The organism is Thermostichus sp. MS-CIW-30, assembly GCF_054058015.1.
This window is the reverse complement of the sequence record NZ_JBSRZW010000005.1, coordinates 22,762-36,653: the sequence shown is the minus strand read 5'-3', so window position 1 is coordinate 36,653 and position 13,892 is coordinate 22,762. Positions and strand designations below refer to the sequence as shown.

General features: G+C 57.0%; 15 protein-coding genes. 8 read left to right on the top strand and 7 right to left on the bottom strand.

Features of this window, described 5'->3' with window-relative positions; translation table 11 throughout:
* Nucleotides 1-46 precede the first annotated feature (46 nt).
* Nucleotides 47-697, top strand: a complete 651-nt coding sequence (locus tag ACVWXW_RS03355) for a peroxiredoxin (RefSeq protein ID WP_457402775.1) — start codon at nt 47-49, stop codon at nt 695-697.
* A gap of 184 nt (nt 698-881) precedes the next feature.
* Here ACVWXW_RS03355 and scpB read toward each other — a convergent pair whose 3' ends face one another.
* A complete protein-coding gene (scpB, locus tag ACVWXW_RS03350) occupies nt 882-1,451 on the bottom strand; it encodes an SMC-Scp complex subunit ScpB (RefSeq protein ID WP_011431786.1) in 570 nt (189 codons plus the stop codon).
* A 99-nt stretch (nt 1,452-1,550) separates the two neighbouring features.
* Nucleotides 1,551-3,707, bottom strand: a complete 2,157-nt coding sequence (locus tag ACVWXW_RS03345; protein WP_011431787.1) for an NAD(P)H-quinone oxidoreductase subunit 5 — start codon at nt 3,705-3,707, stop codon at nt 1,551-1,553.
* 336 nt (nt 3,708-4,043) lie between these two features.
* On the opposite strand from ACVWXW_RS03345, the gene ACVWXW_RS03340 reads away from it, so the two are divergent.
* Nucleotides 4,044-4,400 carry a single-stranded DNA-binding protein gene (locus tag ACVWXW_RS03340; RefSeq protein ID WP_011431789.1) on the top strand — a complete coding sequence of 119 codons (357 nt, stop codon included), beginning with the start codon at nt 4,044-4,046 and terminating at the stop codon, nt 4,398-4,400.
* A 25-nt stretch (nt 4,401-4,425) separates the two neighbouring features.
* On the opposite strand, the gene ACVWXW_RS03335 is transcribed toward ACVWXW_RS03340, so the two are convergent.
* Nucleotides 4,426-5,274, bottom strand: coding sequence for a cobalt-precorrin-6A reductase (locus tag ACVWXW_RS03335; RefSeq protein ID WP_202943704.1), 849 nt, complete (start codon nt 5,272-5,274; stop codon nt 4,426-4,428).
* Here ACVWXW_RS03335 and ACVWXW_RS03330 point away from each other — a divergent pair.
* Genes ACVWXW_RS03330 through ispG form a run of 3 tightly spaced genes read left to right on the top strand, consistent with a single transcriptional unit; the run spans nt 5,273 to nt 7,919 of the window.
* Nucleotides 5,273-5,788 (top strand): bifunctional nuclease family protein, encoded by a 516-nt coding sequence (locus ACVWXW_RS03330; protein WP_011431791.1) that lies wholly within the window; start codon nt 5,273-5,275, stop codon nt 5,786-5,788. The genes ACVWXW_RS03335 and ACVWXW_RS03330 overlap by 2 nt on opposite strands.
* 30 nt (nt 5,789-5,818) lie before the next feature.
* The gene (locus ACVWXW_RS03325; protein WP_457402772.1) at nt 5,819-6,640 is read left to right on the top strand and encodes an MOSC domain-containing protein; all 822 of its coding nucleotides are present in this window, start codon (nt 5,819-5,821) and stop codon (nt 6,638-6,640) included.
* Nucleotides 6,641-6,689: 49 nt separating this feature from the next.
* Entirely contained in the window at nt 6,690-7,919 is a 1,230-nt protein-coding gene (gene ispG, locus ACVWXW_RS03320) for a (E)-4-hydroxy-3-methylbut-2-enyl-diphosphate synthase (protein ID WP_414343922.1), read from the top strand.
* A 69-nt stretch (nt 7,920-7,988) separates the two neighbouring features.
* Here the strand turns inward: ispG and ACVWXW_RS03315 are convergent, their stop codons facing one another.
* Nucleotides 7,989-8,381 (bottom strand): hypothetical protein, encoded by a 393-nt coding sequence (locus tag ACVWXW_RS03315; RefSeq protein WP_457402770.1) that lies wholly within the window; start codon nt 8,379-8,381, stop codon nt 7,989-7,991.
* Between the two features lie 123 nt (nt 8,382-8,504).
* Between ACVWXW_RS03315 and ACVWXW_RS03310 the strand changes: the two genes are divergently transcribed.
* Both ACVWXW_RS03310 and ACVWXW_RS03305 read left to right on the top strand, forming a co-directional pair.
* Entirely contained in the window at nt 8,505-9,176 is a 672-nt protein-coding gene (locus ACVWXW_RS03310; protein WP_414355425.1) for a hypothetical protein, read from the top strand.
* Between the two features lie 205 nt (nt 9,177-9,381).
* The gene (locus ACVWXW_RS03305) at nt 9,382-9,678 is read left to right on the top strand and encodes a DUF2470 domain-containing protein (protein ID WP_011431796.1); all 297 of its coding nucleotides are present in this window, start codon (nt 9,382-9,384) and stop codon (nt 9,676-9,678) included.
* Between the two features lie 19 nt (nt 9,679-9,697).
* On the opposite strand, the gene grxC is transcribed toward ACVWXW_RS03305, so the two are convergent.
* The 3 genes from grxC to ACVWXW_RS03290 form a co-directional block, all read right to left on the bottom strand.
* A complete protein-coding gene (gene grxC / locus ACVWXW_RS03300; RefSeq protein ID WP_011431797.1) occupies nt 9,698-9,958 on the bottom strand; it encodes a glutaredoxin 3 in 261 nt (86 codons plus the stop codon).
* Between the two features lie 93 nt (nt 9,959-10,051).
* Nucleotides 10,052-12,847: a DNA polymerase I gene (gene polA / locus ACVWXW_RS03295; RefSeq protein ID WP_457402768.1), complete on the bottom strand. Its 2,796-nt coding sequence runs from the start codon at nt 12,845-12,847 to the stop codon at nt 10,052-10,054.
* Between the two features lie 28 nt (nt 12,848-12,875).
* Nucleotides 12,876-13,106 carry a hypothetical protein gene (locus ACVWXW_RS03290; RefSeq protein WP_414400770.1) on the bottom strand — a complete coding sequence of 77 codons (231 nt, stop codon included), beginning with the start codon at nt 13,104-13,106 and terminating at the stop codon, nt 12,876-12,878.
* An 80-nt stretch (nt 13,107-13,186) separates the two neighbouring features.
* Here ACVWXW_RS03290 and ACVWXW_RS03285 point away from each other — a divergent pair, with 80 nt between their 5' ends.
* Nucleotides 13,187-13,870, top strand: a complete 684-nt coding sequence (locus ACVWXW_RS03285) for a polysaccharide deacetylase family protein (protein ID WP_457402767.1) — start codon at nt 13,187-13,189, stop codon at nt 13,868-13,870.
* Nucleotides 13,871-13,892: the final 22 nt, after the last annotated feature.

Here is a 13,892-nt window from a genome sequence, read left to right as displayed (position 1 = left end):
TCCCTGTCTCACCGGATTGAACCCTTTTACGGAGGATCAAGAGCGTATGTCTCTCCGACTTGGCGATACTGCTCCCAATTTCACGCAAAAGTCTACCCACGGCGAAATCGATTTCTACTCTTGGGCCGGGGATAGCTGGGTGGTGTTGTTCTCTCACCCCGCCGACTACACGCCGGTCTGCACCACGGAGCTAGGCACTGTTGCGAAGCTGATGCCCGAATTTGAAAAGCGGGGTGTGAAGGTGATCGCCCTCAGTGTGGACGATGTGGAGTCCCACGTGGGCTGGGTGAAAGACATCGAGGAAACCCAGAACGCCACTTTGACCTATCCCATCTTGGCGGATGCAGACCGCAAGGTTTCTCAGCTCTACGACATGTTGGATCAAACCAACATCAACCAAGAAGGGCTGCCCCTGACGGTGCGCTCGGTGTTCATCATCGATCCCAACAAGAAGATCCGCCTCATTCTTACCTACCCGGCCAGCACAGGCCGCAACTTCGACGAGCTCCTGCGGGTGATCGATGCCCTGCAGTTGACGGATAAGTATAACGTTGTCACTCCCGCCGACTGGAAAGACGGTGACGATGTCATCATTCCGCCTTCGCTGAAAGATCCGGAAGTGCTGAAAGAGAAGTTCCCAAAAGGCTACAAGGAAATTAAGCCCTATTTGCGGGTCGCCCCTCAGCCCAACAAGTAGAAGTCTCAGCAATCGAACCTACTTTCGGCTGATCCCTTCTCTGCCGAAGCTGCGCTCCCCTCGATTTGGATCCCCGACCAGGGGATCCTTTTTTATTTCAAGCCAGATTGAGACACTTTCCCTTTGGGAGAGAGGAGTTAGGGATCCCTCATTTTGCAGTTGGGGAAAGTTTATTCTTCAAAGTTTATTCTTCGGGGAAAGAAGCCGCCTCTGTTGCTTTTTTGGCCAGCTCATCTACCATGAAGTAGCGATGAAACTTATCGGTCACCCGCAACCAGGGGGAACGGCTGCCTTCTTTGCGATAGCGGGTAACGAAGCCTTTTTCTACCAGCTCTGCCACGTGCTGATAAGCACCTTGGCCGCGCAACTCCACCAACTCCGCCTGCGAGAGCGGGCCACGCAGAATGATTGTAGCCAGGGTACGGGTAGCACCCACCCCAATTTCAGGGGGTAAAAGCTGGTTGGCCAGCTCCAAAAACGGCTCCCGCAACTGCAGGGCAAACCCCTCCTCCACCTGTAAGACCTCCAAGGCAGAATCTCGATGGGCATAGTCTTCCATTAATTCCAGCAGCGCATCGTAGGCTTCGTCGCGACTGCAATGGGCCAACTGGGCCAGGGCGGATAGCTCCAGGGGCTGCCCTTTTAAGTAGAGGATCGCTTCGATCTGATTTTTCAGGGCCAAGACACGCTCCCTCTGACCTTGCCTTTCCGCCAACAAGGGATCCGAAATCGACGTAAGACGACGCGGGGCCATTGCAACAAGGGATCCGCTCAACTTGCTCCGTAGCATAGCAGCAGTTCTAGGCTGAGGGATCCCTTGGCCAAGCGGGCCGGATCCATCCTCGCCTTCGAGCTAGAACCCTACCCCTGATGCCACCACCATCACCACCACCGCTGCAAAGATAATCAAAGCGTAAAACTGGGCCTTGCCGCTCTCCAGGTATTTCATCGCCTCGCCGCTCACCATGGTCACCAAGCCCGTCAGGTTGACCACACCATCCACGATGCGGCTGTCCACCTCCAGCGCCTCCCGTGCCACGAAGCGGGTGCCCTGCACAAAGACTCGCTCATAGAGGTCGTCAATGTACCACTTGTTGAGGGAGAAGTAGTAGAGCGGTTGCAGGCTTTGGGGGAAGGTGCCCGGGTCGATGCGCTTTTGCCAGTAGATCAAGCTGGCCAAGGTGATGCCGATCAGCCCAATGCCCACGGAGCTACCCGCCATGATTAGAAACTCTGCCCAATCGAAATGGCCCGCCAGCACCTCCTGCCACTCTGCTGCCACCAGCGGCAAAATCGAGCCTGCCTCTGCCACAGACTCAGTCGGTGGGTGGATGAAAGCTTCAAAGAAGTTGGCAAAAGGGGTACCCACCAGGCCAATCAGCACAGAAGGGACGGCCAGAGCCAACAGCGGGAAGGTCATCGACCAAGGGGACTCATGGGGCTCTGAGGCATGGGCATCTCCGTCGTGCAGGTTTTCGTGGGCTTCAGGATGGCTGCTGGGCTGGGGTTTTTCTTGAATGTTCATGGCTCCAGGGCCAAAGGCCGGTTGTTTCCCCGCAAAAACGTAGGCAAAAGCTGGCACAGGACGGCCCTGGCTGATGGCCACCTCCTGCCGCAGTCTCAGGTTGGTGCCGCGAAACTCCCCTTCAAAGGTGAGGAAATAGATGCGAAACATGTAGAAGGCAGTGATGCCGGCGGTGAGGAAGCCCACCCCCCACAGAGCTGGGTTCCGTTCGAAAACAGCGCCCAAGATCTCGTCTTTAGACCAAAAGCCGGCGAAGGGCGGGATCCCACAAATGGCCAACGTGCCGATCAAAAACGTGATGGCCGTAACCGGCATGTATTTGCGCAACCCCCCCATCAGGCGCATATCTTGGGCCAAAACCGGGTCATGGCCGACCACCGCTTCCATGCCGTGGATAACTGAGCCAGAGCACAAAAAGAGCATCGCCTTAAAGTAGGCGTGGGTCATCAGGTGAAACAGGCCCGCCCCATAGGCGCCGCACCCCATGGCCATGACCATGTAGCCCAGCTGGGAAATGGTGGAGTAGGCCAAGCCTTTTTTGATGTCGTTTTGGGTGATGGCAATGGTGGCCCCCAAGAAGGCTGTGCCCGCCCCTGTCCAGGCGATGATGTCCATGGCCGCCGGGATCCCTTCCAGCACCGGGAACATGCGGGCCAAGAGGAATACCCCAGCCGCCACCATCGTGGCTGCGTGGATGAGAGCCGAGATAGGCGTGGGACCTTCCATAGCATCCGGCAACCACACATGCAGCGGGAACTGGGCCGACTTGGCCACCGGCCCCAAGAACACCAACACCGCAAACAGGGCAATCAAGCTGCTGCTCACCGCTCCGGCAGCCAACATCTCCTGCAAGTTGCGCCCGATCTCGTCAAACGCGAAGGTACCGGAAATCCAGTAAAAACCTAAGATGCCCAACAGCAGGCCGAAATCTCCCACCCGGTTGACCACAAACGCCTTTTGCGCTGCTTCTGCCGCTGCCTGCCGGTCGTGCCAAAAGCCAATGAGCAGGTAGGAGCACATCCCCACCAGCTCCCAGAAGATGTAGATCTGCACCAGGTTGGGGCTGACCACCAAGCCCAGCATCGAGGAGCTAAATAAGCTCAGGTAGGCGTAGAAACGCACATAGCCGGGATCGTGGGCCATGTAGCCATCGGAGTAGATCTGCACCAGAAAGGCCACCGTGGTCACCACCACCAGCATCATGGCGCTCAGGTGATCCACGACAAAGCCCATATCCACCGAGAAGGATCCCGCCTGGGCCCAGGTGATGGTTCTGAGGACGGCTTCGTGCCCCTGCACCTGGCTGACCAAAAGGGCAAAGGCATGAACCATCGCCGTCCCGGTCGCGAACACGCTCAAAAAGGCAGCCAAAGAGCGGTTGGCCCTTGTCCAGGCGTTGAACATCAGGATACCTAAGCCGAGGAGAAAGGCTGCCACCAAAGGATAGACGGGGATCAACCAGGCGTACGTGTAGATGAATTCCATGGGAAATGCTTCTGAATGCGTCCTCTCACAGCAACGAACCTGCTCTGCTAGCCCTGCAATTGGCCGGTGGGAGTGTCTGGTGGGCTGGCATTTGCTCAACTGCTTCTGCCATTGTAAACTTTTGCGACAGAGTGCGGAGCCGGATCCCGAGCATCAAGTCCATCACAGCAGAGGCTTTTCCCAGAGATCAATCGGGATCCCCGCAGCTAAATCTGTAAATATCCTAAAGAATCGGCTCTGAGCCCAAGCTGACGGTCGCAAGCCAAAAGATGACAGGGATCCCTTGCGAGCGCTACAACAAAGGCTAGATTTACTGGCGGTCTGGAGAAGCTGCCCATGAGCTTGAACCTGGTGACCTTGGTGGGGCGAGCCGGCATGGATCCGGAGGTGCGCTACTTTGAGTCAGGCAAGGTGGTCTGTACTTTTAGCTTGGCGGTCAACCGATTCCGCAAAGGGGAAGACAAGCCCGATTGGTTCAGCCTAGAGTTGTGGGGCCGCACTGCCGAGGTGGCGGGAGAGTATGTGCGCAAAGGCAGCCTCATCGGGGTAACGGGCAGCCTCAAGTTCAATCGCTGGACAGACAAATCCACCGGAGAAGAGCGCCAGAGGCCCATCATCGCTGTAGATCGCCTAGAACTGCTGGGATCCCGTCAAGACCGCGACTCCAACCTGCCCCCCGAAGAGCCGTTTTGACTTGTCTGGCCGGAGCCGGGCAACCTCAAGGTTTGGCTCTGCCCAAGCATCGCCTGCATTCCTGCACCACCTCTGTCAAATCCTGGCTGCACCAGGGATAGTCCAACGGGGGTCGCCGGATCACCCACAGAGGGATCCCCAGGGTTTTGGCCACTGCCTGTTTGATCCCCAGCCCACCTGCTTCCCCAGAAGCTTTGCTGATCACCACCTGAGGGCTGAACCGCTGCCAAAGCTGCAGTTCTTGCTCAAAGCTGAGGGGCAAGCGCATCCCGATCACCCGCTCGGCAGGGATCCCGGCTTGCACCGCTTGGGGAACCGATTCCGGCAGCACCCGTGCCCACAGTTGGCAGCGATCTTGCCAAGGTACAAACAGGGGCAGGGCCTTCACTCCCACCGTCAGCAGCACCCGCCGCCCCGCCAGCACCGCCTCTGTGAGCACCCCCTGCCAGTCCGGCACCACCTGGACCCAGGGATCCAGCTCCAGAGGAGGGCGTTCGTAGCGCAGGTAGGGGATCCTCAGTTGAGCCGTCACCTGGATGGCCAGTTGCGAGATTTGCTGGGCAAAAGGATGAGAGGCATCCACCACTACGCGGATCCGGCACTCTTGCAGGAATTGTTCCAGAGATGGCGGCGAAAATCGGGTGACCACCACCTGACCGGGCAAATCCTGATACAGTCTTCTGGCCCCTTCGGTGGTGACGGTTGCCACCCAAGGGATCCCTTGGCGGCTGAGGGCGTCGGCCAAGCTGCGGCTCTCGCTAGTGCCCCCGATCAAAGCCACTTCAACTGGACTACCAACTGAGCTCATGGTGTGTTGCCAAACTTTGACGCCCGTAGATACGATCAAGATCACCGGCTGGAGGCAATTGCTCATGATCGAGATGCATGTGGCTGGGATTGCGGTCGATGCCGTCAACCAAAACCCCATTGTCATCCTGCGCGATGGCAGTGAGCGTCGTGCCCTGCCCATTTGGGTGGGAAAAGCAGAGGCCAACGCCATTTTGCAGGCCCTGGACGACCAAAAGCCACTGCGCCCCATGACCCATGATCTCATCCTCAACTCCTGGAAGACGTGGGGGATCAAGCTGGAGCGAGTCATCATTCACGCGTTGCTGGATAACACCTTCTACGCGGTGCTCGTCACCGTGAATGGTGACAAAAAACAAGAGATCGACTGCCGCCCCAGCGACGCCATTGCCCTCGCTCTGCGGGCCCATGTTCCCATCTGGACGGTGGAAGAGGTCATTGCGGAAGCCTCGATCCCCATGAACCAAGATGCCGACGAAGCAGAGCGGGAGGCCTTTCGCAAGTTTGTAGAAAATGTAACCCCCAGAGACTTTATCCGCAGCTACCCCATGACCGACCATCCCACCGAAGCCGACAGTTAAGCAATTCAGGCGGAGCCCGGCAGACAGGCCATGCCCCAGGTTGCCAGGTTAACGGTCTATCCCATCAAGTCCCTGGATGGGATCCCTCTGTCTGAGGTGAGGCTGACGGCAGGGGGGACTTTGGAGGGGGATCGGCGCTACGCCCTGGTGGATGCGGAGGGGAAGCGGGTGAACGGCAAACGCCATGCTGCAGTCCACCGCCTGCGGGCCCGGTTTGATCCCCAGTTGGGCCAGGTGCAGTTGTGGGGGGATGGCAAGGCGGCTCAGTTTGACCTGCAGCAGCAGCGGGATGCTTTGCAGACTTGGCTCAGCGATTGGTTCGGTTTTCCGGTGCAACTGCTGGAGGAGCCTCTCAGGGGGTTTCCAGACGATCCCTATGCCGACGGCCCCACCCTGATCAGCACAGCCACTCTGGAGACGGTGGCCGGTTGGTTCCCCAACTTGACCCTGGAAGCGGTTCGGCAGCGCTTTCGCATGAATATCGAGCTGTCGGAATGTCTGCCCTTTTGGGAGGATCGGCTCTTTGCCCAGGCAGATCAAGGGGTGCGCTTTCGCATTGGGGAAGTGGAGCTCCTGGGCCTCAACCCCTGCGCCCGCTGTGTGGTGCCCACCCGGGATCCCCTGAGCGGAGAGGCCTATCCCGGTTTTCAAAAGCACTTCGTGGCGCAACGGCAGAAAACCTTGCCACCCTGGGCCGAAGCCAGCCGCTTTGACCATTTCTATCGCCTTGGGATCAATACGTGGATCCCGAGAACGGAGGCGGGCAAGCACCTGAGGGTTGGGGATCCCGTCGAAATCCTCGGGGTTGAACCCCTCAGCCTCTACCCTGAGCTGAGTCGAACCCCAGGTTAGTTTCCGACCTACAATCAAGCTAGAGCAGCTCTTTTGGCTTGACCAAGCTATGCAAACCCTGGATCGGCCCAACGCCCCCACCCAGCAGCCCTACCCAGAACCGGTCTATCCCCGTCGCCCCACCCGTACGGTGGCCGTAGCCGATGTGTTGATCGGCAGCCAGCACCCGGTGGTGGTACAGTCCATGATCAACGAGGACACCCTCGACATCGACGCAGCAGTAGCCGGGATCCGCCGTCTGCACGAGGCAGGCTCAGAGATTGTGCGGGTTACCGTTCCCAGCATGGCCCATGCCAAGGCGATGGAGGCAATTCGGGAGAAGCTGATCCAAACCTACAAGCCCGTGCCTTTGGTAGCCGATGTCCATCACAACGGCATCAAGATCGCCCTGGAGGTGGCCAAATACGTGGACAAGGTGCGCATCAATCCAGGGTTGTTCGTCTTTGAAAAACCTCAGCCCGGTCGCACAGAATATACCCAGGCGGAATTTGAGGCCATCCGTAACAAAATCCGGGAAACCTTCACCCCCCTTGTCCAGACCCTCAAAGCCCAGAACAAAGCCCTGCGCATCGGGGTCAATCATGGATCCCTGGCAGAGCGGATGCTCTTCACCTACGGGGATACGCCTGAGGGCATGGTGGAGTCGGCCCTGGAATTTGCCCAAATCTGCGCCGAGCAAGACTTTCACAATGTGGTGCTTTCCTTCAAGGCCTCCCGCCCGCAGGTCATGTTGGCGGCCTACCGGCTGGCAGCCCGTCGCTTCGATGCCCTGGGCCTAAACTATCCCTTCCACTTAGGTGTCACCGAGGCGGGCGATGGAGAATATGGGCGCATCAAGTCGGCGGTGGGGATCGGAACCCTCTTGGCTGAAGGGATCGGCGACACGATTCGGGTTTCTCTTACGGAAGCGCCGGAAAAGGAGATCCCGGTGGCCTACGGCATTTTGCAAGCTCTGAACCTGCGCAAAACCATGGTGGAGTATGTGGCCTGCCCTTCCTGTGGCCGCACCCTCTTCAATTTGGAGGAGGTGCTGCAGAAGGTGCGCGCCGCAACCCAGCACCTGGTGGGGCTAGACATTGCCGTCATGGGCTGCATTGTCAATGGGCCGGGAGAAATGGCCGACGCCGACTACGGCTACGTGGGCAAGACGCCGGGGGTGATCTCCCTCTACCGCGGCAAAGAGGAAGTGAAAAGGGTGCCGGAATCGGAAGGCGTGCAGGCGCTGATCGATCTGATCAAAGCCGATGGGCGCTGGGTGGATCCCCCTTCTTCCCATTAACTCTGCTTCCCCCTCAAGAGGCGACCTGCCCAGCCATCCTGCCGCGCTCTTGCTTCGCTCAGAAACTGGCTAGTGGCGTTTGCCACGCAGGGCTTTGGCGCGGTTGTTCACCTGTCTTACAAATAGAGGCAGCAGGTGCGCCCGGATATATTCAAACGCTGCTTGTAGACCTTCTTTTTCGTAAATCAGGCCGATTTCCGCCTCAACCTGCGTGGGATCCCTGAAGGCCGACAAAAATTGATTGGAGGTCAGCCAAGTGAAGAGTTCTGCGCGATTCAGGTCACAACTGGGCGGGGAAGGCACTTGCCAGTCTTGAGGTGGCCCAAGCAGCCACTGCCGGGCAAACAAGCTCAACACCGCATCCCCCAGCCAAGCCTTGTCGCGACGGGATCCCTCGTCCAACTGGGCCACCTGCTGTCTGATGGTCTGGCCGGTTGGGGAGAGATGGGATCCTGTCGGCATGGAAGTGGCAAGTGCGCAAGGACTGGCAGCAGACAAGCCCGGCGGCAAAGCGCCCCTGCCTCATTTTAAGATAGGGTCTGGCCCGTTGCAGATGGAGTGTGGCATTGTGAGGATCCTTGGAGCATGTTGTTGGAGCTAACCCCAGAAGAATGCGAATCGGTGATTCCGGTGGTGCCAACGCGCCTTCAGTATGCCGCTTACTGGAGCGATGCCCTCAAGAGCACGGGCCGCATCATCACGGCCATTTTGGTGGGCGTGGCGTTGCTGGTTCTTTCCCGCGCTTTCGGCGAGGGATCCTTTCTGGGGGCAATCGCCTTCCTGGTCGGGATTCTCTCGTTGCTCTATCCCTTCCTGTGGGGGCCGCTCTATACCATCTCCCGCCGTCAGCTAGCCTTTCGCGAGATTCCCTATGGGGGATTGTTTTTTGGGCAGGTGTTGCGCACTCGCCGCTACGAGGTGGTGGTGGAAGAGCGAGAAAAGCTGGATGAAGATGGCAACTTCTACATTGAAGAGGTGCGGGAGCGCCAGTTTGAGATGGAAATTGGCGATGAGACCGGAGTCGTCTATCGTGTGCGGGCCAAGGACGATCCCCGCTACAGGCGAATTGTCAAAAAGCAATCGGTGCTCGGGTTGGTGAAAGCCTATTCCCGCGATTTGCAGCGCCGGCCCACCTTGAGCGAGGTCTATGTGGTCAAGCTGGGGGAGTGGGTGGGAGATGTCTCCTATCTGGATCGGGAGGCTTTTTTGGATATGGCAGATGAGCTGTTGGAGCTACAGGCCCAAGGACAAGCTTGATCCCCTGGATCCCTGGTGTTCTCTGGGATGGAGGGGAAGGGATCCCTGCCTTTTTATTCTGAAACCTAAACGGCTGCCTATCCGGGAGCGCCGCTTTTAACGCTGGGTTAGCCGCATTATTGTACTGGCCAGGGGTAGGGTTGGGTAGTTTACTGTGGACTGGCGGGAGCTTTAAACTGAGGGCTGTAAGCTAAAAACAACTGCCATGGGCGATCCTCTCACCCCCCAAGTTAGCGAGCGCATCTGCAAGCACATGAACGAAGATCATGCCGATGCAATAGCCCTCTACGCCAGGGTCTTTGGCCAGGTGGAAGGAGTTACCCAAGCCCGCATGCAGGCCATTGACCCGGAAGGGATGGACTTGCGGGTGCAGGTCGACGGGGCCGTACAAACGCTGCGGATCCGCTTCGACCACCCCCTGCGGGACTCCGAGGACGCCCATCAAACCTTAATTGCCATGGTGAAGCAGGCTCGCGCTCAAGTTAAACAGGCTACAAAGTGATGAGAGATACAGTTGAGGCTTAGCTGGCCTGCTGTAGGAGCAGATCCAACTGGCCGCGAGCCTCTAGCGCGTAAAGATCGTCGCAGCCGCCGATATGCTGGTCGTTGATGAAAATTTGCGGCACCGAACGGCGGCCGTTGGCCCGCTTGGCCATTTCCGCCCGTGCTGCCTCGTCTCCATCGATGGCGTACTCGATATACTTCACGCCTTTGCGATCCAGCAGTTGCTTAGCCCGGATGCAAAAGGGACAAAAACGCCAGGTGTAAATCTCAACAGTCATAAGTAAAGTAACAAACGCTTTTACACACACTAACATTTCCGTGCGGTTGGGATCCCTTTCCTTGCAAACCTGGGGTTTTCTGCCTCCCATGGTCTAGTTGGCTTCCTTCCAATTGTGGCCAATTTGGATATCCACCACCAGCGGTATGGAGAGGGGCACTGCTCCTTCCATTTCCCTTTGGATCAGCGGTTTTAGGGCCTGCCATTCCGAGGGATCCACCTCAAACACCAGCTCATCATGCACTTGCAGGAGCAAGCGGGAACGAAAGTTCTGCAGCTTTTGCCGCAGGCGCACCATTGCTACTTTGATAATGTCCGAGGCGGATCCCTGAATGGGAGCATTCACAGCTGCCCGCAATTCCGCTTGTTTGCGATGGCCTGTCAGACGAGACAAATTGGGAAAATAGCGACGGCGACCCAAGATCGTTTCCACATAGCCATGCTTTTCCACAAAGGCTTCAGTGGAGCGCAGATAGGCAAAAATGCCGGCGTAGCGCTCGTTAAATCGCTGTAAAAATTGCTTGGCTTCCGACAAAGAAACCCCCGCAGTGCGGGCAAAGCGCTGCGCTCCCATGCCGTAGATCACCCCATAGTTAATCGTCTTGGCCAGGCGACGTTCTTCGCTGGTTATTTCTTGTTTTTCCAGGAGCAGGCGGGCGGTTAGGGTGTGCACATCTTCTCCTGAGCGAAAACCTTCCACCAGGGCAGGTTCTTGGCTGAGATGGGCCAAAATACGCAGCTCAATTTGAGAGTAATCTGCTGCCGCCAATAGCCATCCCTCTTGGGGAATAAAAGCTTGTCGAATCCGGCGACTGAACTCGGTGCGAATGGGAATATTTTGCAAGTTGGGGTTTGAGGAGCTGAGCCTGCCGGTGGCAGTAACGGTTTGGTTAAAGTCGGTGTGGACTCTGCCGGTATCGCTTCTTACCAGGGCAGGCAGAGCATCCACATAGGTCGATTTCAGCTTGGCCAAGGTGCGGTATTGCACGATGGTTTCGATGAGAGGATGATCCCCCTCTAGCTTTTCTAAAACTGAGGCATCAGTGGAATAGCCAGTAGCCGTTTTGCGGGTTTTGCGAATGTCCAATTTCAGCTTTTCAAAGAGCAGGGATCCCAGTTGCTTGGGAGAATTGAGGTTAAAGGTTTCTCCAGCCTGGGCATAAGCTTTCTGCTCCAAACTTTGCAGCTCTTGTTCCAGCTCTTGGGAAAATTGCCTCAGAAACTCGGTATCAACGCGAATTCCGATCCACTCCATCTCTTCCAAAACTTGGGCCAAGGGCAGCTCGACTTGAATAAAAAGATCCCACAGGCGTGGATCGGTTTTCTGCAGCTTTTCGGTGAGGATTGGCACCAGACGATAGGCACAATAGGCGTCGGTTCCACAGTATTCTGCAACTTTGGAAATCGGGATATCGGCAATGGACTGTTCCTTGCCCAGCAACTTTTTGTAGCTGGTGGTCGGCAAACCCAAATGGGTAGCTGCCAAATCGGCCAAGTTGTGGCTGGCTTCTGGATCCAAAACGTAGCTGGCCAACATGGGATCAAATCGGATCCCTTGCAGGCGGATCCCATGGGCGCGGAAAATGCTCAGGTCGTACTTACAGTTTTGTAGGCTTTTGGGTCGGTTGGGATCTTCCCAAAGGGGTTGCAGGCTTTGTTTAACCAGCTCCCAATCCAGGTTGGATCCCTGGCGGTGGCCGATGGGCAAGTAGGCGATATCTCCCTCTGACCAACAACAGCCGATCCCCACCAATTGGGCATCCCGTGGATCTAGACTGGTGGTTTCAGTATCCCAAGCTACAATCCCTGGGCAGGCCAACAGCTCTTGCCGCAACAGCTCCAGTTGCTCCGGCGTATCGATGATGCGCACCGCCGGCAGAGAAGGGACGGGATCGAGGGCAAAATCAAACCACAGGGCTTCGTCAGGAGCGTTTGCGGGATCCCCGGTGGGATTAAAAGCGCCAACCACCTCTGCCTCGGTTGGGATCCCCCCCAAAGCCGTTTGTATTTTGCGCACTTGGGCGATGAAGCTGTGAAACTCCAATTTTTCCAGCAGCGGCAGCAATTCTGCTTGATCAAACCCGGTTAATTTCATGCTCTCCCAGTCGGGAGAAAGAGGAACGTCGCATTTGATCCGAGCCATAAATTGCGAGTGATGGGCCGCCGGGATCCCTTCTTTGAGGTATTGCTGGACTTTTCCTTGGATCTCGTCCAGGTGGTCGAAAATTTCATCCAAACTGCCGTAGCGCTCCAGCAGCTCCACAGCTCGCTTGGGGCCGATCCCTTTCACCCCGGGAATGTTGTCAGAAGGGTCACCACAGAGGGCCTTATAATCCACCACCTGCCAAGGCCAGATGCCCAATTTTTCTTTCACTTGTTTGGGGCCAAACTCGCTGATGCGATCTTTGCTGTTGAGGTGCAAAACCCGAACTCTTCCATCGGTATCGATCAACTGGAACAGATCTTGATCGCCACTTAAGATCTGCACCCGGTAATCTTGGGGGGCTAGCCTACTGAGGGTGCCCAAAATGTCATCGGCTTCAAAACCAGGCACCACCAAAATCGGGATGCGTAGTGCCGTCAACACCTGCTTCAGGTTCTCCACATCTTCGATAAACTCCGGTGGCGTTTCCGGGCGGCCTGATTTGTAGGTTTCGTCGGCCTCGTGGCGAAAAGTGGGCTGCCGTGTATCAAAGGCAACGGCTACATGGGTAGGGGTGTATTTGTCCAAGACTTCTAACAGCGATTTCAAAAAGCCAAAGCTGACGCTGGTGGGGATCCCAGTGGAAGTGCGCAACCCCCCCTCGCGGCTGTAGGCAAAGGCGTAGAAGGAGCGATAGGCCAGAGAGTGACCATCCACCAGCAGCAGTGTTGGAGTTTGCCAAGCCATCAGCTGATACCTTGAGGGTGAATCTAGCCTATCGGATCTGGGCTATGGGCAGAAGGGATCCCACATCCGTCTCAAGAACTCGAGCGGCGGGCTGCTGCCGACACCCAATGGCAACTTCTGTAATCACAATCTGTAGGCACAATCTGTAATCACAACTGGCTAGGACGAGATCCAAAAGCCCATCGACGGGCCCGCCAACCCTGATTTCCGTTTTGCGGGCTACAATGCTCATGCCCATTTTTTCAGTTGGTTGGCTCAATCAGCAATACCTAAATTTGTTACCCAGTTGATCACCCAAAGCATTGCCCTCTGGTTCTGGACAAAATACAGCCCACCACAATGCTCTTCTCTTCTCAGCAAATCCTGCCCCCATCTCTCTACCCACCCCTGCATTGGGGCCTCAAGACCCTCTTTCCCGACGGCCTGTGGGAGTTGCCGGCAGATCCCCATACCCAGCGGGTGGCTCTGACCTTTGACGATGGCCCTCACCCTGAGTACACCCCTGCTTTGTTGCAGGTTTTGATGGATTTTCAGGTGCCGGCCACGTTTTTTGTGTTGGGAGAACGGGTGCAGCGCTGGCCCCACCTGGCCCGTCAGATCCGCCAACAAGGCCACCGCATTGGCCTTCACGGCTGGCAGCATCGCTCCTTCACCCAGCTTGCCCCTGACGAACTTCAACAGAGCCTGAAGCGCAGCCAAACCACCCTCGTGGCTGCCTGTGGCGGGATCCCTGACGATTATCGGGCTGTGCGCCCGCCCAATGGCTTGTTTTGGCCGCAGACGCTTGCGGATTTGCGCCGTTGGGGCTTTTGTCCGGTGATGTGGAGCGTGGTGCCTGAGGATTGGCTGATCCCACCGGTATCGGTGGTAGTGGAGCGGGTGCTGGCCCAGGTGCGGCCTGGCTCCTTAATCGTGCTGCACGATGGGGTACAAGGAGGAGCCCAAGTGGTTGAGGTAACGCGGCAGTTGATCCCAACTTTGAAGAAGCGGGGATTTGAATTTGTCCACTTGCCGGATCCCTGAGATCTTTCCAGTTGGGGAGAAA

Coding starts and splice junctions, on each gene's coding strand:
- ACVWXW_RS03355 (WP_457402775.1), top strand. CDS start 47: ATGTCTCTCCGACTTGGCGATACTGCTCCCAATTTCACGCAAAAGTCT.
- scpB (WP_011431786.1), bottom strand. CDS start 1,451: ATGGCCCCGCGTCGTCTTACGTCGATTTCGGATCCCTTGTTGGCGGAA.
- ACVWXW_RS03345 (WP_011431787.1), bottom strand. CDS start 3,707: ATGGAATTCATCTACACGTACGCCTGGTTGATCCCCGTCTATCCTTTG.
- ACVWXW_RS03340 (WP_011431789.1), top strand. CDS start 4,044: ATGAGCTTGAACCTGGTGACCTTGGTGGGGCGAGCCGGCATGGATCCG.
- ACVWXW_RS03330 (WP_011431791.1), top strand. CDS start 5,273: ATGATCGAGATGCATGTGGCTGGGATTGCGGTCGATGCCGTCAACCAA.
- ACVWXW_RS03335 (WP_202943704.1), bottom strand. CDS start 5,274: ATGAGCAATTGCCTCCAGCCGGTGATCTTGATCGTATCTACGGGCGTC.
- ACVWXW_RS03325 (WP_457402772.1), top strand. CDS start 5,819: ATGCCCCAGGTTGCCAGGTTAACGGTCTATCCCATCAAGTCCCTGGAT.
- ispG (WP_414343922.1), top strand. CDS start 6,690: ATGCAAACCCTGGATCGGCCCAACGCCCCCACCCAGCAGCCCTACCCA.
- ACVWXW_RS03315 (WP_457402770.1), bottom strand. CDS start 8,381: ATGCCGACAGGATCCCATCTCTCCCCAACCGGCCAGACCATCAGACAG.
- ACVWXW_RS03310 (WP_414355425.1), top strand. CDS start 8,505: ATGTTGTTGGAGCTAACCCCAGAAGAATGCGAATCGGTGATTCCGGTG.
- ACVWXW_RS03305 (WP_011431796.1), top strand. CDS start 9,382: ATGGGCGATCCTCTCACCCCCCAAGTTAGCGAGCGCATCTGCAAGCAC.
- grxC (WP_011431797.1), bottom strand. CDS start 9,958: ATGACTGTTGAGATTTACACCTGGCGTTTTTGTCCCTTTTGCATCCGG.
- polA (WP_457402768.1), bottom strand. CDS start 12,847: ATGGCTTGGCAAACTCCAACACTGCTGCTGGTGGATGGTCACTCTCTG.
- ACVWXW_RS03285 (WP_457402767.1), top strand. CDS start 13,187: ATGCTCTTCTCTTCTCAGCAAATCCTGCCCCCATCTCTCTACCCACCC.